Origin of the sequence: Pseudescherichia vulneris NBRC 102420, assembly GCF_000759795.1 — a bacterium.
Taxonomy (GTDB): Bacteria; Pseudomonadota; Gammaproteobacteria; order Enterobacterales; family Enterobacteriaceae; genus Pseudescherichia; species Pseudescherichia vulneris.
In genome coordinates, this window is record NZ_BBMZ01000002.1 from 275,658 (window position 1) to 293,558 (window position 17,901).

Consider the following 17,901-nt stretch of genomic DNA (forward strand, 5'->3'; position numbering starts at 1 on the left):
CCATAAAATCTCGAGTGTTAGTCTCTTACGCCATTAGCGGTTAGGTTAATAACAGGCATCACTGCTACATCATTTTCGTAAAAGAGATCTGAGTTAGTGAAGTTATAGATCTTGCCGGTCATTTTCACATTTACCGTGTTTCCGTAGGCAGTCGCTGTCACTGCATCAGTATTCGTTTCAAGAAAAGGCGCTCGCTCCTTCAAAGCATTGGTTACGTCGCCGTTTCCCAGGTCTTTATCGAGGTAAAAACGATAAATATTTGAAACAGTTGCGTTTCCCTCATCGTATTTCGTGACGTATAACCAGACGCTGTCCGACAGCTTTTGTTTACTCACAAAGGTATCGTGAGGTGGGGATTTAAAAACATAGTAATAGGCCGCGTAACCGCCTACGAGCAGTAACAACACCACGGTCAGCATACCGTGCAGCTTTTTAGTAACCGAGCTTGCGAGCATAATCTATCCTTGGCTCAATCCCATACTGTAAGTAAAGTTATCAGAAAGGTATGTAATCGTCAGGCGAAGTCTTGTCGTGCCCTTCTGGGGCCACCAAGGCATGGTGGCCCGCACTTTAACTGTAAAGCCATCGTCCTGCTTTTGCCGAATCAATAAACATTCTCAAGGTCAATGGCACTTTACCAGCATTATTATTTTTTTTTGTAAAAAAAGTTTTTGGCTTCCATGGAAAATGATTATCCATATGAAAGCTATCACAATTTACACTCAATTTCGTTGACAGTGCGTCTATTAAATCTGAGATATCTTCTCGCTCAAACGTTTCCTGAAGAGCCTCATCATCTGAAATATCAACGGTTTTGAAAAAAGTTGTAACCCTTGGCAGATTATCCAGAATGAAAGCCCTGTATTGATCATCGCTTTTTGAATTGCTCACCAGATTTTATCCTCCGGGCGCACAATAGTATTGAATCGATTTACGGTGTGATAGCCAATCATCGAAACATCAACCGCCAAAATAACCCATCCGAGAACGGGCACTGTCCGGCCAACAAAGGTTCCCAGATTATTTACCCAGAAAATTTTCAACCTTCTGAGCGAAAATGATTGGTTACACAGTGGGTTACAGTAAGTAACTCTGCAAGGAGGCTTTAAGCCATGTCCCTTAGGATTCAGTAATTTATTGAACTTTAAGAAGTGTTTTGGAGCGGGCGAAGGGAATCGAACCCTCGTATAGAGCTTGGGAAGCTCTCGTTCTACCATTGAACTACGCCCGCTTTGAGGTGCGTAAGGCATTATAAACCTTACGCACCGTCTGGCAAGGCAGAAACACGCTAACCGATGGTTAATTAATCAGTTAGCACTTCGGCGGGGTGCCCTGCGGCGGCAGGTAACGGATCGGGTCGATGGCGGTGGCGCGGTAACGCAGCTGGAAGTGCAGCTTCACCGAGTCGGTATCAGAGCTGCCCATCGTGGCAATCTTCTGCCCTATTTTTACGCTCTGACCATTATTCACCAGCAGCGTATCGTTATGAGCATAGGCGGTGATGTAGTCCTCACTGTGCTTGATCATAATGAGGTTGCCGTAGCCGCGCAGCTGGTTACCTACGTAGACCACCTTCCCTGACCCGGCGGCATAGATCGCCTGCCCGCGCGAACCGGCAATGTCGATACCCTTGTTACCGCCATCGGCGGAGGAGTACGGCAGCACCACGGTGCCGCTTGTCGGCCAGCGCCAGCAGCGCTGCCCTACCGGTGGCCAGGAGGCTGGCGGCACGGTGACGACGCGTGAGGAGGAACCACCGCTGCTCTTACCGGAGGCCTTTTTGCCGGAACCGTTAGTCCGCAGACGCTGGCCGATCTCGATGGTATAGGGCGGAGAGATACCGTTAAGGCGCGCCAGATCCCTGACGCTGGTGCCGGTCAGGCGTGAAATACGCGACAGCGTATCGCCACGTTTAACGACGTAAACATCTTCATCCGACAGCTTGTTTGATGAACAGGCAGCCAGCAGCATGCCCAGCATCAGACAGATAATAAGGCGAAACGGTTTTCTCATCGGGCGTCCTGCGCTCAAAACGGATCCTCAGGTAATTGTTATGGGGTTGTTTATGATAGCAGCCATCCGCCGGAGGCTAAATGTCTTCACGGTGATTTACATTTCAGGGGAATGGATGCCCGGTGGCGCTACGCCATAAAAAAAGCCCCGCAGTTCATTACCGTCGGGGCCTTATTAACGCGTTACGTCTTACTTAACCGGACGCATCGCCGGGAAGAGGATCACGTCGCGGATGGTGTGGCTGTTGGTGAACAGCATCACCATACGGTCGATACCAATGCCCAGGCCTGCGGTCGGCGGCAGGCCGTGCTCCAGCGCGGTCACGTAGTCCTCGTCGAAGAACATCGCTTCGTCGTCACCGGCGGCTTTCGCGTCAACCTGGTCCTGGAAACGCTGGGCCTGGTCTTCCGCGTCGTTCAGCTCGCTGAAGCCGTTGCCGATCTCACGTCCACCGATAAAGAACTCAAAGCGGTCGGTGATCTCCGGGTTTTCATCATTACGACGCGCCAGCGGAGACACTTCTGCCGGGTACTCGGTGATGAAGGTCGGCTGGATCAGGTGCGCTTCAGCGGTCTCTTCGAAGATCTCGGTCACGATACGACCCAGACCCCAGCTCTTCTCAACCTTGAGGCCAAGACTTTCAGCGATGGCTTTCGCCGCGTCGAAGTTATCCAGATCCGCCATGTTGGTTTCCGGACGGTACTTCTTGATCGCCTCGCGCATGGTCAGCTTCTCGAACGGCTTGCCGAAGTCGAAGGTCTCCTCACCGTAAGGCACCTCGGTGGTGCCCAGAATGTCCTGCGCCAGGGTGCGGAACAGAGACTCGGTCAGCTCGATCAGATCTTTATAGTCCGCGTACGCCATGTAGAGTTCCATCATGGTGAACTCAGGATTATGACGAACGGAGATGCCTTCGTTACGGAAGTTACGGTTGATCTCGAACACGCGATCAAAACCACCGACCACCAGGCGCTTCAGGTACAGTTCCGGCGCGATACGCAGGTACATGTCCAGATCCAGCGCGTTATGATGAGTGATAAACGGACGCGCGGAGGCACCGCCCGGGATCACCTGCATCATCGGGGTTTCCACTTCCATAAAGTCGCGGTTAACCATGAACTGGCGGATACCGGCCATGATCTGGGAGCGGATCTTAAAGGTCTTGCGGGACTCATCGTTGGAGATGAGATCCAGGTAGCGCTGACGGTAGCGCGCTTCCTGATCCTGCAGGCCGTGGAACTTGTCCGGCAGCGGGCGCAGGGCTTTGGTCAGCAGGCGCAGCTCGGTGCAGTGAATGGAGAGCTCGCCGGTCTTGGTCTTGAAGAGCTTACCTTTCGCGCCGAGGATATCGCCCAGGTCCCACTTCTTGAACTGCTCGTTGTAGATACCTTCCGGCAGATCGTCACGGGAGACGTAGAGCTGAATGCGGCCACCGACGTCCTGCAGGGTGATGAAGGATGCCTTGCCCATGATACGGCGGGTCATCATACGCCCGGCCACGCTCACTTCGACGTTCAGCGCTTCCAGCTCTTCGTTCTCTTTTGCATCAAACTCGGCGTGCAGCGCATCGGAGGTGCTGTCACGACGGAAGTCGTTCGGAAACGCAACGCCCTGCTCACGCAGCTGCGCCAGCTTCTCACGGCGGGTTTTTAATTCGTTATTAAGATCGACCGCCGCGTCAGCGCCCTGTGCTTGTTGTTCAGACATGTTGGTTCCTCATAGCCCTGCTTTCAAACTTGCTTCAATAAACTGGTCAAGACTGCCGTCCAGCACCGCCTGCGTATTGCGGGTTTCAACCCCGGTGCGCAGATCTTTGATACGGGAGTCGTCCAGTACGTAAGAACGGATCTGGCTGCCCCAGCCGATATCGGATTTGTTATCTTCCATCGCCTGCTTCTCAGCATTTTTCTTCTGCATCTCCAGCTCATAAAGCTTCGCTTTCATCTGCTTCATGGCCTGGTCTTTGTTCTTATGCTGGGAGCGGTCGTTCTGGCACTGAGTCACGGTGTTGGTCGGAATGTGGGTAATACGCACCGCCGATTCCGTACGGTTAACGTGCTGACCGCCCGCGCCGGAGGCACGGTAGACGTCGATACGCAGATCCGCCGGGTTGATTTCGATATCGATATCGTCTTCCACTTCCGGATAGACAAACGCCGAACTAAAGGAGGTGTGACGACGGCCGCCGGAGTCGAACGGGCTCTTACGCACCAGGCGATGCACGCCGGTTTCGGTACGCAGCCAGCCGTAGGCGTAATCGCCGATGATTTTAATGGTCACCGATTTCAGGCCAGCAACTTCACCTTCGGACTCTTCGATAATCTCGGTTTTGAAGCCGCGCGCTTCGGCCCAGCGCAGATACATACGTGTCAGCATGCTGGCCCAGTCCTGCGCTTCCGTCCCGCCGGAGCCAGCCTGGATATCCAGGTAGCAGTCGGCGCTGTCATATTCACCGGAGAACATGCGGCGGAACTCAAGCTGCGCCAGTTTCTCTTCCAGCACGTCAAGCTCGGCAACGGCCTCGTTAAAGGTCTCTTCGTCGTCGGCTTCCACGGCCAGCTCCAGCAGGCCAGAGACATCTTCCAGGCCCTGGCGCATCTGATCCAGCGTGTCGACGATGGCTTCCAGCGAGGAGCGCTCTTTACCCAGCGCCTGCGCGCGTTCAGGTTCGTTCCAGACGTCCGGCTGTTCCAGCTCGGCGTTTACTTCTTCAAGACGCTCTTTCTTGGCATCATAGTCAAAGATACCCCCTAAGAACGTCTGAGCGCTCTGTGAGGTCCTGAATGCGGTTTTTTACAGGATTGATTTCAAACATGGCTGTATTCTTTTCTGCGCTTGTCAAAATGCGGTTATAAGGGCGGGATCTTAGCGGATTCGCGCCCTTTTTTACAGTGAAAGTGATGCTAAATCGGCCAGATATCGTCGATGATCAGCTGCACGCTGCGATTACCTCGAAACTCGTTCACATCAAGTTTATAGGCAAGGCTCACTTCACGCACGCCGTTGTCCGGCCAGATAGTGGTATCAACGTTAAAGGCGATGCCGTCCAGCAGCGGGCCGCCACCGACCGGCTCAACCATAACCTTCAGGTGGCGCTCGCCGACGATACGCTGCTGCAACAGGCGAAAACGCCCATCGAACAGCGGCTCCGGGAACATCTGTCCCCACGGCCCGGCGTCGCGTAGCATCTCTGCGACCTCCAGCGTCATTTCAGCAGGGGAAAGCGGGCCGTCTGAGACCACCTCACCCTGTAACAGGGCAGGATCCAGCCACTCGGTGACCAGATCGCCAAAGCGCTGCTGGAACTCCTCAAAGCGCGATGCCTCCAGCGACAGCCCCGCCGCCATGGCGTGACCGCCGAACTTCAGCATCATGCCCGGATAGAGCGTGTCGAGACGCTCAAGGGCGTCACGCATATGCAGGCCCTGAATCGAACGGCCGGAGCCTTTCAGCAGGCCGTCCCCCGCCGGAGCAAAGGCTATGACCGGGCGGTGGAAACGCTCTTTAATGCGCGAGGCGAGAATACCCACTACGCCCTGGTGCCATTCAGGATGATACATCGCCAGCCCACCGGGCAGCGTCTCGCTGCTGCGCTCCAGCTTCTCGCATAGCGCCAGCGCCTCGGCCTGCATCCCCTGCTCAATCTCTTTACGCGTCTGGTTGAGCGCATCCAGCTCGCTGGCTAACACCCGAGCTTCACCGACGTTGTCGCAGAGCAGCAGCGCCACGCCTACCGACATATCGTCGAGCCGTCCTGCGGCGTTAAGCCGGGGACCGAGGGCAAAGCCGAGATCGCTGGCCGCCAGCTTCTGTGCATCGCGGTTGGCGATCTCCAGCAGCGCTTTAATGCCCGGACGGCACTTGCCCGCACGAATGCGGCTCAGCCCCTGCCAGGTCAAAATACGGTTGTTGGCATCCAGCGGCACCACGTCGGCCACCGTGCCAAGGGCAACGAGGTCCAGCAGCTCCGCCAGGTTAGGCTCGGCCAGGCCACGTGCGGCAAACCAGCCCTGGTCGCGCAGATGGGCGCGCAGGGCCAACATCAAGTAGAACGCGACCCCTACCCCTGCCAGCGACTTCGACGGGAAGGTGCAGTCGCGCAGGTTCGGGTTAACAATCGCCTCGGCGTCCGGCAGCGTCTCGCCTGGCAGGTGGTGATCGGTCACCAGCACCGGGATCCCCAGCTCATGGGCGCGATCGACGCCGGCATGGGAGGAGATACCGTTATCCACGGTCAGGATCATCTGCGCACCGCGGGCATGTGCCTGATCGACCACCTCCGGGCTTAGCCCGTAGCCGTCGTCAAAACGGTTCGGCACCAGGCAGGTGACGTTCCCGCAGCCCAGCGCACGCAGGGCCAACACGCTAAGGGCGGTGCTGGTGGCACCGTCGGCGTCAAAATCGCCGACGACGACAATGCGCAGCTCCTCTTGCAGGGCGCGATAGAGCAGCGCCACGGCTTTATCGATGCCGCTGAGCTGCTGCCATGGGAGCATCCCTCTGACGCTGCGCTCCAGCTCCCCGGCTGAACTTACGCCGCGGCTGGCATATAAGCGCCGCAGCAGCGGGGGCAGGTTCGCTGGGAGATCCGCCGCCTCATCCACCGTTCGGCGGCGAAGTTGTCTCTGATGTTTCACGAAAATTATTTACCGCTCATAGATTTCTGCTGGTCGAGGAACGCCTTCAGCTCCTGCGGACCCTGGTAGCCCGGCACAACGTAGCCGTTGCTCAGAACAATAGCCGGGGTGCCGCTGACGCCGAACTGCACGCCCAGCGCATAGTGGTTAGCAATGTCGATATCGCAGCTGGCTGGCTGTACGCCTTTGCCGTTCATCGCGTTGTCGAAGGCTTTATTACGATCTTTCGCGCACCAAACCGACTTCATATCTTTTGCCGCATCGCTCTGGATACCCTGACGCGGGAAGGCCAGGTAGCGCACGGTGATGCCCAGCGCGTTGTAGTCTGCCATCTCTTCATGCAGCTTATGGCAGTAGCCGCAGGTGATATCGGTAAACACGGTAATGACGTGTTTCTCCTGTGCGGCCTTGTAGACAATCATCTCTTTTTCCAGCGCGTTGAGATGGGTCATCAGCATCTGGTTAGTGACGTTAACCGGCTGCGCACCGCTGACGTCATACATCGGCCCCTGGATAATATGCTTACCGTCGTCGGTGACGTACAGCACGCCGCTGTTGGTCATAACGGTTTTCATGCCGCTCACCGGCGCGGGCTGGATTTCGGTGCTCTGTACGCCCAGCTTCGCCAGCGACTGTTTGATTGCCGCGTCATCAGCGTGGGCCATCCCGGAGAGCGTTGCCGCCAGCAGGGTAAACATCATTAAACTCTTTTTCATAACCGTCCTTAACTGTTCAGCATCATGCCCGGGGGTGATGCTGTTGATGAAGTTGTCGCAAGCGCTCTGTGGCCACATGGGTGTAGATCTGGGTCGTAGAGAGATCGCTGTGTCCAAGCAGCATCTGCACCACGCGCAGGTCAGCGCCGTGGTTTAACAGATGCGTGGCAAACGCGTGGCGCAATACGTGCGGCGAAAGCTTTTCACTGTCGATGCCTGCCAGCAGAGCATAGTGCTTAATCCGGTGCCAAAAGGTCTGCCGGGTCATCTGCTGGGCGCGCTGGCTAGGGAAGAGCGTATCGATTGAGGTGCCGTTCAGCAACCATGGCCGCCCATGCTCAAGATAGTTCTCCAGCCAGTAGACCGCCTCTTCCCCCAGCGGCACCAGACGCTCTTTGTTACCTTTACCGATAACCCGCACGACGCCCTGGCGCAGGCTGATATCGCTCATGGTCAGCCCCACCAGCTCCGAGACGCGTAGGCCGGTGGCATAGAGCACTTCCAGCATGGCCTTATCGCGCAGCTCCAGCGGCTGATCCACCAGCGGAGCCTGCAGCAGGCGTTCAACTTGGGCCTCGCTGAGATCTTTTGGCAGCCGCTGCGGCAGCTTAGGCGACGCCAGCAGCGCGCTGGGATCGTCCGGGCGCAGCTTCTCCCGGTACAGATGCTGAAAGAGACGCCGTATGGCGCTCAGCAGGCGCGCAGAGCTGGTGGCTTTATATCCGCCTTCAATGCGCTCCGCCAGCAGCGCCTGCAGGTCGTCGCTTTGCGCGCTCTGTAACGACAGGCCGCGATGGTGCAGCCACTCCGCCACCATGCTGAGATCGCGGCGGTAGGCGCTTAGCGTATTCTCCGCCAGATTACGCTCCAGCCAGAGCGCATCAAGAAACTGTTCTATGCGTGCGAGATCCTGATCCATTTGAGCCTCTTGGGGTCTGCGGCTCTCCATTATGCCTGATTGCTCACCGATTCTGGTACACTGTGCGCAAAGCCCCATCAGGAATTGAGACGTTTACGCTATGAACATTGGTCTTTTCTATGGTTCCAGTACCTGCTACACCGAAATGGCGGCGGAGAAAATCCGCGACGTTATCGGCCCGGAACTGGTTACGCTGCATAACCTGAAAGACGACGCTGTCTCCTTAATGGAGCAGTACGATGTCCTGATCCTCGGCATTCCCACCTGGGATTTTGGCGAGCTTCAGGAGGACTGGGAGGCCGTTTGGGACCAGCTCGACGGCCTCAACCTCGACGGTAAAATCATTGCGCTGTACGGCATGGGCGATCAGCTCGGCTACGGCGAGTGGTTCCTTGATGCGCTCGGCATGCTGCACGATAAGCTGGCCGCCAAAGCCGTGACCTTTGTTGGCTACTGGCCGACAGAGGGCTATGAGTTTACCAGCCCTAAGCCGGTGATTGCCGATGGTCAGCTCTTCGTTGGCCTGGCGCTGGATGAAACCAACCAGTACGATCAGAGCGAAGAGCGCATCCAGAGCTGGTGCGAACAGATCCTCAGCGAAATGGCGGAGCAGTTCGCCTGATTTTTGTCAGTGCTCCCCTGTCGCTGGCTGCTGGAGCAGCATCCGGCGCAGGTCTCGCCACTCGCGTTCGTCCATACTGTCCGACGCCAACCACAGGTGATGCACGCGTCCGCCCTGCTTTTTACGCAGGCGCAGCATCATGCCGCTGGTTAGCATCCAGGGCGTGCCGAGAATATCCCACTCCATGCCCTGCCAGCGCAGCCGGGAATCCATCAGCAGCTTGATTTCACCATGGCAGGCGTTGATGCGCCGCTGGCTGCGTACGCAGTCAAACACCACCAGCGACAGCAGCATAAGCCACAGCGGCGTATAGCGCAGCGGCCAGGGAGCCAGCAGGATTAATGCCGCCACCAGGCCGTGAAGCAGAAGAGAGAGCCACTGAGCGCGCCACGAGACGCGTAGATCAGATTGCCACAGGACCACGTTCCCGATTCCGTGTCTGAATTAACTGCACCATTCTCTGCAACTCCGTGTCGGCAGGTTCACCGTGATTCATTAACCAGTTAAACAGATCCGGATCGTCACTTTCCAGCAGGCGAACGAAGAGCCGTTTGTCGTCATCGCTCAGCGTATCGTACTCGTGTTCAAAAAAAGGCATGATGGAGATATCCAGCTCGCGCATTCCCCGGCGGCAGGCCCAATGGATGCGGGCTTTATTATTTATGTCCATGTCTTCTCCCTGCATTACGATATAGAAGTATCGATAGTGCAGACAGTGTATCGTGTTTTTTGTTCATCCCTTACTGGAAAGTTGATAATTAGGAAGGGTGCTTCCAACATAAAACATCCCGGACGTACGTTTTGCATTTTATTGCGTAGCGCTACGCATCCTGGTGAAGTGAGCACAAATCGTATGCTTTTACCGCTTGCATTGGTCGGCGGCTCTTTTACCATTAAGCATCTAACAGCGTTAAGCAAACCAGGACACTATTATGGCCTTTACTCCTTTTCCTCCGCGCCAGCCTTCCGCCTCTGCGCGTCTGCCGCTGACGCTTATGACGCTCGACGATTGGGCGCTGGCAACCCTGACCGGCGCAGATAGCGAAAAGTATCTGCAGGGCCAGGTCACCGCTGACGTTGCCGCCCTGACCGAGCACCAGCATCTGCTGGCAGCGCACTGCGATGCCAAAGGCAAAATGTGGAGCAACCTGCGGCTGTTTCGCCGCGACGGCGGCTTTGCCTTGATTGAGCGCCGCAGCATTCGTGATGCTCAGCTGACCGAGTTAAAAAAATACGCGGTCTTCTCTAAGGTCACTATCGCGCCGGATGACGAGCACGTGCTGCTGGGCGTGGCCGGTTTTCAGGCCCGCGCCGCGCTGGCGAACGTATTTACCACCCTGCCCAACGCTGAAAAGCAGGTCGTACAGGAGGGGGCAACCTCTATTCTGTGGTTCGCGCACCCGGCAGAGCGTTTCCTGCTGGTCACCGACGTGGCCACGGCAGAGCTGATTAGCGAGAAGCTACGCGGCGAAGCGCAGCTGAACAACAGCCAGCAGTGGCTGGCGCTGAACATTGAAGCCGGCCTACCGGTGATCGACGCCGCTAACAGCGCCCAGTTCATCCCTCAGGCAACTAACCTGCAGGCGCTCGGTGGCATTAGCTTTAAGAAAGGGTGCTATACCGGCCAGGAGATGGTCGCCCGGGCGAAGTTCCGCGGTGCTAACAAGCGTGCCCTGTGGTATCTGGCGGGCAAAGCGAGCCGCCTGCCGGAGGCGGGAGAAGATCTTGAGCTGAAGATGGGTGAAAACTGGCGGCGCACCGGGACTATCCTGGCTGCGGTACAGCTTGATGATGGCCGCCTGCTGGTACAGGCAGTGATGAACAACGATATGGAGCCGGACAGCGTCTTCCGCGTGCGCGACGATGCCAATACGCTCAGCATCGAGCCGCTGCCCTACTCGTTAGAAGAGTGAGTCGTTACGCCGGGTGGCGGCTTCGCCTTACCCGGCCTACGGTTTTGTAGGCCCGGCAAGCTTGCGCCGCCGGGCAAATACTCGTGTTTATCCTACGTAGAAGTAGATGGCGAGGAAGTGGCACAGGCTGCCGCCCAGCACAAAGCCGTGCCAGATCGCGTGGTTGTAGGGAATGCGCCTGCACACGTAGAAGATCACCCCCAGCGAGTAGACGATGCCCCCCGCGGCCAGCAATATGAGCCCGCCCATAGAGAGCCTAACGGCCAGTTCATAGATGACCACCAGCGACAGCCAGCCCATCGCCAGGTAGGTCACCAGCGAGAGCACCTTAAAACGGTGGGCAATGGTCAGTTTGAACAGGATCCCGAGCAGCGCCAGGCTCCAGATGACAATCATCAGGCCGCGTGCCAGCGGCGAATCCAGCCCTACCAGTAAAAAAGGCGTATAGGTACCGGCTATCAGCAGATAGATAGCACAGTGGTCGAATTTCTTCAGCCACGGCTTTGCGCGCGGATGGGGAATAGCGTGATAGAGCGTTGAGGCCAGAAACAGCAGGATCATACTGCCGCCGTAAAGGCTGTAGCTGGTAATGGCCAGTGGGCTGGCATGATTATCCATGGCCTGCATCAGTAGGAGCACCAGTCCCACCACACCGAATATCAGTCCAATACCGTGACTAATGCTGTTGGCTATCTCCTCAGCCAGTGAATATCCCTGTTTTTTTAATGGTTTATCAACCATAGCTTACTCCAGAAAACAGAGGCTTGCGCCGGGTCATTCAGTAGCCGATAGCTGTCTGAATGATAACCACCCTAGAGTAACTGAGAATGATTCCAGTGCACACCTGTTAGCTAAAATAAATAATCCCGTTCAGAAGTGTAGCTAATTCACGCTTCGTTCGGCCTACAGATGTTTCTCCTTTTTGGTAGCAACCCGCCGCGCCGCCGTTTCCCGTTTTGGGCAAAATGTGGCAGCATAGAGAGGTGCCGCACCGTGCAGATAACCGTCTGAAAAAGGAAGCCTCGTGACCCTGTTTAACCACTCCGCTGTTGCCAGCCTCAACAACCTTGAGATGATGGTCTACAACGTGGTCATTAAAAATCGCGATAAGGTGATGTACATGACCATTCGTGAGCTGGCCGATGCCGCAGGCGTCTCTACCACTACCGTGCTCCGCTTCTGCCGCAAGCTGGAGTGCGAAGGCTACTCTGAGTTTCGCGTGCGCTTTAAATTATATTTAGCTCAAAGCGAACCGCAGCCCGCTAATTTTGGTGCCAGCGAAATTATTAGCTTTTTTAAAAGCGTTAATAACGATGAATTCGATCGTCTGTTAGATCAGGCTACTGATATTATTTTAGCTTCCGAACGTATTATATTTGTCGGCGTCGGCACCTCCGGCTCGCTGGCAAAATATGGCGCACGCTTCTTTTCCAACGTGGGTAAATTTAGCAACCACGTTGACGATCCCTATTTTCCCGTCACCAACGATATGGCAAAAAACGCGCTGGCAATTGTCCTCTCCGTCTCCGGCGAGACAGAGGAGATCCTGCGCTTCGCCAGCCAGTTCAGCCTGCATCACTGCAAGGTGATGTCGATTACCAGCCACGAGCACTCGGCGCTGGCTAAGCTGGCAGATTTTAATCTCTCCTGGCATATTCCCCAGACGCGCATTTCAGGGGGCTACGATCTGACTACCCAAATTCCCGTGATCTATATTCTTGAAACCCTGGGCCGTAAGCTGGCGAAAAAATTAGCCTAAAAAAACAGGCTGTTTTTTCTCTGTAACATATTACCGAAGCGGCAAACTGTTATATCGTGACTTTCGATTGGGCTTTGCTAGACTCGGCGTAAACCTATTTTCTGTCGGTTACAGCGGGATAAATAAGCATGAAAAAGATCACCTTACCAAAAGACTTTTTATGGGGCGGCGCGGTTGCTGCGCATCAGGTTGAAGGCGGCTGGAACAAAGGCGGCAAAGGCCCGAGTATCTGCGACGTGCTGACCGGCGGCGCGCACGGCGTACCGCGTGAGATCACCCAGGAAGTTGTGCCCGGCAAATACTATCCGAACCACGAAGCCGTTGAGTTCTACAGCCACTACAAAGAAGACATCAAGCTGTTTGCTGAGATGGGCTTTAAGTGTTTCCGTACCTCTATCGCCTGGACCCGTATCTTCCCGAACGGCGACGAGCAGACGCCGAACGAAGAGGGTCTGAAGTTCTATGACGATATGTTCGATGAGCTGCTGAAATATAACATCGAGCCAGTGATCACCCTCTCCCACTTTGAGATGCCCCTGCATCTGGTGCAGGCCTACGGCGGCTGGACCAACCGTAAAGTGGTGGACTTCTTTGTGCGCTTCGCCGAAGTGGTGTTCGAGCGCTATAAGAGCAAGGTCAAATACTGGATGACCTTCAACGAGATCAACAACCAGCGTAACTGGCGTGCGCCGCTGTTTGGCTACTGCTGCTCCGGCGTGGTCTATACAGAGCATGAAAATCCGGAAGAGACCATGTACCAGGTGCTGCACCACCAGTTCGTTGCCAGCGCGCTGGCGGTGAAGGCCGCACGGGAGATCAATCCAGAGATGCAGGTTGGCTGCATGCTGGCCATGGTGCCGCTCTATCCGTTCTCCTGTAAGCCGGAAGACGTAATGTATGCGCAAGAGTCAATGCGCGAGCGCTGGGTCTTTACCGACGTGCAGCTGCGCGGCTACTACCCTTCCTACGTTCTGAACGAGTGGGAACGTCGCGGCTTTGATATCAAAATGGAAGCCAATGACGAGCAGATCCTGCGCGAAGGTACCTGCGCCTACCTCGGCTTCAGCTACTACATGACCAACGCGGTGAAAGCGGAAGGCGGCAGCGGTGACGCAATCTCTGGCTTCGAAGGCAGCGTGCCGAACCCGCACGTTAAAGCCTCTGACTGGGGCTGGCAGATCGACCCGGTCGGCCTGCGCTATGCCCTGTGTGAGCTGTACGAGCGCTACCAGAAGCCGCTGTTTATCGTGGAGAACGGCTTCGGCGCGTACGATAAAGTGGAAGAGGATGGCAGCATCAATGACGACTACCGCATTGATTACCTGCGCGCCCACGTGGAAGAGATGATCAAAGCCGTGACCTACGACGGCGTCGATCTGATGGGCTACACCCCGTGGGGCTGCATCGACTGCGTATCGTTCACTACCGGCCAGTACAGCAAACGCTATGGCTTTATCTATGTGAACAAGCACGATGACGGCACCGGCGACATGTCCCGCTCCCGTAAGAAGAGCTTTAACTGGTACAAAGAGGTGATCGCCAGCAACGGTGAGAATCTGTAATTGTTAGATGCCGGGTGGCGGCTCCGCCTTACCCGGCCTACCTGACGTGGTCGGCGGCTACTTGCCGCCCGCCATCTCAATAAAACTGCCTGTCACGTACGACGCCTTCTCGCTCAGCAGCCAGACTATTGCCTGCGCCACCTCTTCCGGCTGACCGCCACGCTGCATCGGCAGCACTGATTTAACCCTATCGACCCGTCCTGGCTCACCGCCATCGGCATGCATTTCGGTATAGATAAACCCTGGCCGTACGCCGTTAACGCGAATGCCCTGCGCCGCAACCTCTAGCGACAGCCCGGTAGTCAGCGTATCGACCGCACCTTTCGAGGCGGCATAGTCCACATACTCGCCGGGCGCGCCCAGCCGCGCCGCCGCTGAGGAGACGTTGACGATGGCCCCACCCTTGCCGCCGTGTCGGTGCGACATTCGCTTTACCGCCTCGCGACAACAAAGAAAGTAGCCCGTTACGTTGGTCGCCAGCACGCGGTTAATACGCTCGGCGGTGAGGTTTTCCAGCGTACTCTGCGTAAACAGAATGCCCGCGTTATTGACCAGCGCGGTCAGCGGTTCGTTCTTCTCGTCGATACGGGCAAACATCGCCAGCACCTGCGCTTCATCGCTGATGTCTGCCTGTACCACAAACGCTCTGCCGCCCGCAGCGATAATTGTGTTCACCACCTCGGTTGCCGCATCCACGTTGTGATGATAGTTAACCGCCACGCCGTAGCCTTCACGGGCCAGCTCCAGCGCCGTGGCCCTGCCAATCCCCCGGCTTGCGCCGGTTACCAGTGCAATACCCATTCTGTTCTCCCAATAAAAAAGCCGGGTGGAGGCTTCGCCTCACCCGGCCTACGTTATCACGCCAACACTATTACTGATATTCGCTCATCGGCACGCAGGAGCAGAACAGGTTGCGGTCGCCGTAGACGTCATCAAGACGCTTCACGGTCGGCCAGTACTTGTTCGCAGACCCCGCCGGGAAGACTGCCAGCTCGCGGCTGTAGTCGTGGCTCCACTCCGCCACCAGCTCGTGCTGGGTATGCGGGGCGTTAACCAGCGGGTTATCCTCCAGCGTCCACTCACCGTCCTGCACGCGATCGATCTCCATGCGGATAGCCAGCATTGCATCAATAAAGCGGTCCAGCTCGGCTTTGCTCTCGGACTCCGTTGGCTCCACCATCAGCGTACCCGCAACCGGGAAGGACATGGTTGGCGCGTGGAAGCCGTAGTCAATTAGACGCTTGGCAATATCCAGCTCGCTAATACCGGTCTGCTCTTTCAGCGGACGAATATCCAGAATGCACTCGTGCGCCACGCGGCCATCGCGGCCGGTATAGAGCACCGGGAAGGCGGACTGCAGGCGGGTAGCAATATAGTTAGCATTGAGGATCGCTACCTGGCTGGCTTTCTTCAGCCCTTCCGCGCCCATCATGCGGATATACATCCAGCTGATTGGCAGAATAGAGGCGCTGCCGAACGGAGCAGCAGAGACCGCGCCCTGACGGGTCAGCATCCCTTCAATCTGTACCACGCTGTGGCCCGGTACGAACGGTGCCAGGTGCGCTTTAACGCCGATAGGCCCCATGCCTGGACCGCCGCCGCCGTGCGGGATACAGAAGGTTTTATGCAGGTTGAGGTGCGACACGTCCGCGCCAATAAAGCCAGGGGAGGTGATCCCCACCTGGGCGTTCATGTTCGCGCCGTCGAGATAGACCTGACCGCCGTACTGATGGACGATTTCACACACCTCGCGGATCGTCTCCTCATAAACTCCATGAGTCGACGGGTAGGTCACCATGATGCAGGAGAGATTATCCCCCGCCTGCTCGGCTTTGACACGCAGATCGGCCAGATCGATGTTGCCGTTTTTATCGCAGGCGACCACAACCACCTGCATACCGGCCATCTGCGCCGACGCCGGGTTGGTGCCGTGGGCGGAACTGGGGATCAGGCAGATATCGCGGTGGCCGTCGTTGCGGCTCTCATGGTAGTGGCGGATTGCCAGCAGGCCTGCGTACTCCCCCTGCGCGCCGGAGTTCGGCTGCATGCAGAGGGCGTCGTAGCCCGTCAGCTTCACCAGCCACTCAGAGAGCTGGTTGATCATCTGATGATACCCTTCCGCCTGATCTGCCGGGCAGAACGGGTGCAGCTCGGCGAATTCCGGCCAGGTGATAGGGATCATCTCTGCGGCGGCGTTCAGCTTCATGGTGCAGGAGCCAAGCGGGATCATCGCCTGGTTCAGGGCCAGATCCTTACGCTCCAGCGAGTGCATGTAACGCATCATCTCGGTTTCGCTGTGGTAGCGGTTGAATACCGGATGGCTCAGGATAGCGTCATCACGCAGCATACTCGGCTGAATTGAGCGGCTATCGTGAGCCACCTCTTTATCCAGCGCATCGATATTTAAGCCATGGCCGTCGCCGACGATCGCGTCAAACAGCGTCGCCACGTCTTCCCGGGTAGTGGTTTCGTCGAGGGTGATGCCCACGGCGTTATGGATGTCGCTGCGCAGGTTGATCTCTGCCGCTTCGGCACGCGCCAGCACGGCTGCTTTATCGGCAACCTCCACGCAGAGGGTGTCAAAGAAGTGCGCATGGCGCAGCTTCAACCCTTTCTGCTGTAGGCCGGTGGCCAGAATGTCGGCCAGGCGGTGGATACGGCCCGCAATGCGTTTCAGCCCAACCGGGCCGTGATAAACAGCGTAGAGGCTGGCGATATTCGCCAGCAGCACCTGCGAGGTACAGATGTTGGAGTTCGCCTTCTCGCGGCGGATATGCTGCTCGCGAGTCTGCATCGCCATGCGCAGCGCGGTGTTACCGGCAGCATCTTTCGATACGCCGATAATACGGCCAGGCATGGAGCGTTTGAATTCATCTTTGGCGGCAAAGAAGGCCGCATGCGGACCGCCGTAGCCCATCGGCACGCCGAAGCGTTGTGCCGAGCCGAAGACGATATCCGCCCCCTGCTTGCCCGGCGCGCTGAGCAGCACCAGCGCCATAAAGTCGGCCGCGACGCTTACCACAACCTTACGCGCTTTCAGCTCGCTAATCAGCGCGCTGTAGTCATGCACTTCGCCAGTGGTGCCTACCTGCTGAAGCAGCACGCCGAAGAGATCCTGATGATCCAGCGCTTTGTCGGCGTCGTCGACCACGATTTCAAAGCCAAAGGTTTCCGCGCGGGTGCGCACCACGTCCAGGGTCTGCGGATGCACGTCGGCGGCAACAAAGAAGCGGTTCGCCCCTTTCAGCTTGCTCACGCGTTTGGCCATCGCCATCGCTTCGGCCCCTGCGGTCGCTTCATCAAGCAGCGACGCGGAGGCGATATCGAGACCGGTCAGATCCAGCGTGACCTGCTGGAAGTTGAGCAGTGCCTCAAGGCGGCCCTGAGAAACTTCCGGCTGATAGGGGGTATAGGCGGTGTACCAGCCTGGGTTTTCCAGCATATTGCGCAGGATCACCGGCGGCAGCTGCACGGCGGTATAGCCCATGCCGATGTAAGACTTAAAGCGCTTGTTGCGCGCGGCGATGGCTTTCAGCTCGGCCAGCGCGGCAAACTCCGTGGTCGCTTCGCCAATCTGCGGCGGCGTTGCCAGCTGAATGTCCTGCGGGACAATCTGGCCAATCAGGGCGTTAAGTGAATCTGCGCCAACGGTTTTCAGCATCTCTTGCTGCTGAGCAGCGTCCGGCCCGATGTGGCGATCGATAAAAGCGTCGCGGTGTTCAAGCTGGCTTAAAGTCTGGGTCATGAGCGATGGTTCCTG

The 17,901-nt window shown here is 56.9% G+C and carries 18 protein-coding genes and 1 tRNA gene; 4 read left to right on the forward strand and 15 right to left on the reverse strand.

The features are described from left to right. Positions 1-17 precede the first annotated feature (17 nt). The 10 genes from EV102420_RS01420 to xerD all read right to left on the reverse strand — a co-directional run bounded on the left by EV102420_RS01420 (position 18) and on the right by xerD (position 8,285). Positions 18-455 (reverse strand): hypothetical protein, encoded by a 438-nt coding sequence (locus tag EV102420_RS01420; RefSeq protein ID WP_042388016.1) that lies wholly within the window; start codon positions 453-455, stop codon positions 18-20. Positions 456-570: 115 nt separating this feature from the next. Beyond that, positions 571-891 (reverse strand): DUF1493 family protein, encoded by a 321-nt coding sequence (locus EV102420_RS20990; protein ID WP_077776476.1) that lies wholly within the window; start codon positions 889-891, stop codon positions 571-573. Further along, entirely contained in the window at positions 888-995 is a 108-nt protein-coding gene (locus EV102420_RS23000) for an STM2901 family protein (RefSeq protein WP_502685194.1), read from the reverse strand. Before EV102420_RS23000 ends, EV102420_RS20990 begins: the two co-directional genes overlap by 4 nt. 162 nt (positions 996-1,157) lie before the next feature. Continuing rightward, positions 1,158-1,231: transfer RNA gene (locus EV102420_RS01425), tRNA-Gly, on the reverse strand. A gap of 80 nt (positions 1,232-1,311) precedes the next feature. Beyond that, a complete protein-coding gene (actS, locus tag EV102420_RS01430) occupies positions 1,312-2,013 on the reverse strand; it encodes an amidase activator ActS (protein ID WP_042388017.1) in 702 nt (233 codons plus the stop codon). Between the two features lie 189 nt (positions 2,014-2,202). Then, the gene (gene lysS / locus EV102420_RS01435) at positions 2,203-3,720 is read right to left on the reverse strand and encodes a lysine--tRNA ligase (protein WP_042388019.1); all 1,518 of its coding nucleotides are present in this window, start codon (positions 3,718-3,720) and stop codon (positions 2,203-2,205) included. A gap of 9 nt (positions 3,721-3,729) precedes the next feature. After that, positions 3,730-4,828 (reverse strand): peptide chain release factor 2 gene (gene prfB / locus EV102420_RS01440; protein ID WP_106403885.1). Its coding sequence is split into 2 segments (ribosomal slippage): positions 3,730-4,752 and positions 4,754-4,828, totalling 1,098 coding nucleotides; the frame shifts between segments, so codons are not numbered across the junction. 88 nt (positions 4,829-4,916) lie between these two features. Further along, the gene (recJ, locus tag EV102420_RS01445; RefSeq protein WP_042388022.1) at positions 4,917-6,650 is read right to left on the reverse strand and encodes a single-stranded-DNA-specific exonuclease RecJ; all 1,734 of its coding nucleotides are present in this window, start codon (positions 6,648-6,650) and stop codon (positions 4,917-4,919) included. Between the two features lie 5 nt (positions 6,651-6,655). Continuing rightward, the gene (dsbC, locus tag EV102420_RS01450) at positions 6,656-7,366 is read right to left on the reverse strand and encodes a bifunctional protein-disulfide isomerase/oxidoreductase DsbC (RefSeq protein WP_042388024.1); all 711 of its coding nucleotides are present in this window, start codon (positions 7,364-7,366) and stop codon (positions 6,656-6,658) included. 22 nt (positions 7,367-7,388) lie between these two features. Further along, positions 7,389-8,285, reverse strand: coding sequence for a site-specific tyrosine recombinase XerD (xerD, locus tag EV102420_RS01455; RefSeq protein WP_042388027.1), 897 nt, complete (start codon positions 8,283-8,285; stop codon positions 7,389-7,391). Between the two features lie 100 nt (positions 8,286-8,385). On the opposite strand from xerD, the gene fldB reads away from it, so the two are divergent. Next, a complete protein-coding gene (fldB, locus tag EV102420_RS01460) occupies positions 8,386-8,907 on the forward strand; it encodes a flavodoxin FldB (protein WP_042388029.1) in 522 nt (173 codons plus the stop codon). 6 nt (positions 8,908-8,913) lie between these two features. Here fldB and EV102420_RS01465 read toward each other — a convergent pair whose 3' ends face one another. Both EV102420_RS01465 and sdhE read right to left on the reverse strand, forming a co-directional pair. After that, the gene (locus tag EV102420_RS01465) at positions 8,914-9,330 is read right to left on the reverse strand and encodes a protein YgfX (RefSeq protein ID WP_042388031.1); all 417 of its coding nucleotides are present in this window, start codon (positions 9,328-9,330) and stop codon (positions 8,914-8,916) included. Beyond that, positions 9,311-9,577 (reverse strand): FAD assembly factor SdhE, encoded by a 267-nt coding sequence (gene sdhE / locus EV102420_RS01470; protein ID WP_042388033.1) that lies wholly within the window; start codon positions 9,575-9,577, stop codon positions 9,311-9,313. The genes EV102420_RS01465 and sdhE overlap by 20 nt, the downstream gene beginning before the upstream one ends. A 262-nt stretch (positions 9,578-9,839) precedes the next feature. Here sdhE and ygfZ point away from each other — a divergent pair, with 262 nt between their 5' ends. Next, positions 9,840-10,820 carry a tRNA-modifying protein YgfZ gene (gene ygfZ / locus EV102420_RS01475; RefSeq protein WP_042388035.1) on the forward strand — a complete coding sequence of 327 codons (981 nt, stop codon included), beginning with the start codon at positions 9,840-9,842 and terminating at the stop codon, positions 10,818-10,820. 87 nt (positions 10,821-10,907) lie between these two features. Here the strand turns inward: ygfZ and trhA are convergent, their stop codons facing one another. Then, on the reverse strand, positions 10,908-11,561 hold the full coding sequence (trhA, locus tag EV102420_RS01480; protein WP_042388037.1) for a PAQR family membrane homeostasis protein TrhA: 654 nt from the start codon (positions 11,559-11,561) through the stop codon (positions 10,908-10,910). Positions 11,562-11,850: 289 nt separating this feature from the next. Between trhA and EV102420_RS01485 the strand changes: the two genes are divergently transcribed. Both EV102420_RS01485 and EV102420_RS01490 read left to right on the forward strand, forming a co-directional pair. Further along, the gene (locus EV102420_RS01485; protein WP_042388603.1) at positions 11,851-12,579 is read left to right on the forward strand and encodes a MurR/RpiR family transcriptional regulator; all 729 of its coding nucleotides are present in this window, start codon (positions 11,851-11,853) and stop codon (positions 12,577-12,579) included. A 128-nt stretch (positions 12,580-12,707) separates the two neighbouring features. Beyond that, positions 12,708-14,141, forward strand: coding sequence for a 6-phospho-beta-glucosidase (locus tag EV102420_RS01490; RefSeq protein ID WP_042388039.1), 1,434 nt, complete (start codon positions 12,708-12,710; stop codon positions 14,139-14,141). 57 nt (positions 14,142-14,198) lie between these two features. On the opposite strand, the gene EV102420_RS01495 is transcribed toward EV102420_RS01490, so the two are convergent. Both EV102420_RS01495 and gcvP read right to left on the reverse strand, forming a co-directional pair. Continuing rightward, on the reverse strand, positions 14,199-14,942 hold the full coding sequence (locus EV102420_RS01495; RefSeq protein ID WP_042388041.1) for an SDR family oxidoreductase: 744 nt from the start codon (positions 14,940-14,942) through the stop codon (positions 14,199-14,201). A gap of 70 nt (positions 14,943-15,012) precedes the next feature. After that, complete coding sequence (gene gcvP, locus EV102420_RS01500) at positions 15,013-17,886, reverse strand: aminomethyl-transferring glycine dehydrogenase (RefSeq protein ID WP_042388043.1); 2,874 nt, start codon at positions 17,884-17,886, stop codon at positions 15,013-15,015. Positions 17,887-17,901 lie beyond the last annotated feature (15 nt).

Excerpts from the sequence above, each read along its gene's own strand:
- lysS (WP_042388019.1), bottom strand. The coding sequence starts at position 3,720 with ATGTCTGAACAACAAGCACAGGGCGCTGACGCGGCGGTCGATCTTAAT.
- EV102420_RS01420 (WP_042388016.1), bottom strand. The coding sequence starts at position 455 with ATGCTCGCAAGCTCGGTTACTAAAAAGCTGCACGGTATGCTGACCGTG.
- dsbC (WP_042388024.1), bottom strand. The coding sequence starts at position 7,366 with ATGAAAAAGAGTTTAATGATGTTTACCCTGCTGGCGGCAACGCTCTCC.
- EV102420_RS01495 (WP_042388041.1), bottom strand. The coding sequence starts at position 14,942 with ATGGGTATTGCACTGGTAACCGGCGCAAGCCGGGGGATTGGCAGGGCC.
- fldB (WP_042388029.1), top strand. The coding sequence starts at position 8,386 with ATGAACATTGGTCTTTTCTATGGTTCCAGTACCTGCTACACCGAAATG.
- gcvP (WP_042388043.1), bottom strand. The coding sequence starts at position 17,886 with ATGACCCAGACTTTAAGCCAGCTTGAACACCGCGACGCTTTTATCGAT.
- trhA (WP_042388037.1), bottom strand. The coding sequence starts at position 11,561 with ATGGTTGATAAACCATTAAAAAAACAGGGATATTCACTGGCTGAGGAG.
- sdhE (WP_042388033.1), bottom strand. The coding sequence starts at position 9,577 with ATGGACATAAATAATAAAGCCCGCATCCATTGGGCCTGCCGCCGGGGA.
- xerD (WP_042388027.1), bottom strand. The coding sequence starts at position 8,285 with ATGGATCAGGATCTCGCACGCATAGAACAGTTTCTTGATGCGCTCTGG.
- ygfZ (WP_042388035.1), top strand. The coding sequence starts at position 9,840 with ATGGCCTTTACTCCTTTTCCTCCGCGCCAGCCTTCCGCCTCTGCGCGT.
- EV102420_RS01490 (WP_042388039.1), top strand. The coding sequence starts at position 12,708 with ATGAAAAAGATCACCTTACCAAAAGACTTTTTATGGGGCGGCGCGGTT.
- actS (WP_042388017.1), bottom strand. The coding sequence starts at position 2,013 with ATGAGAAAACCGTTTCGCCTTATTATCTGTCTGATGCTGGGCATGCTG.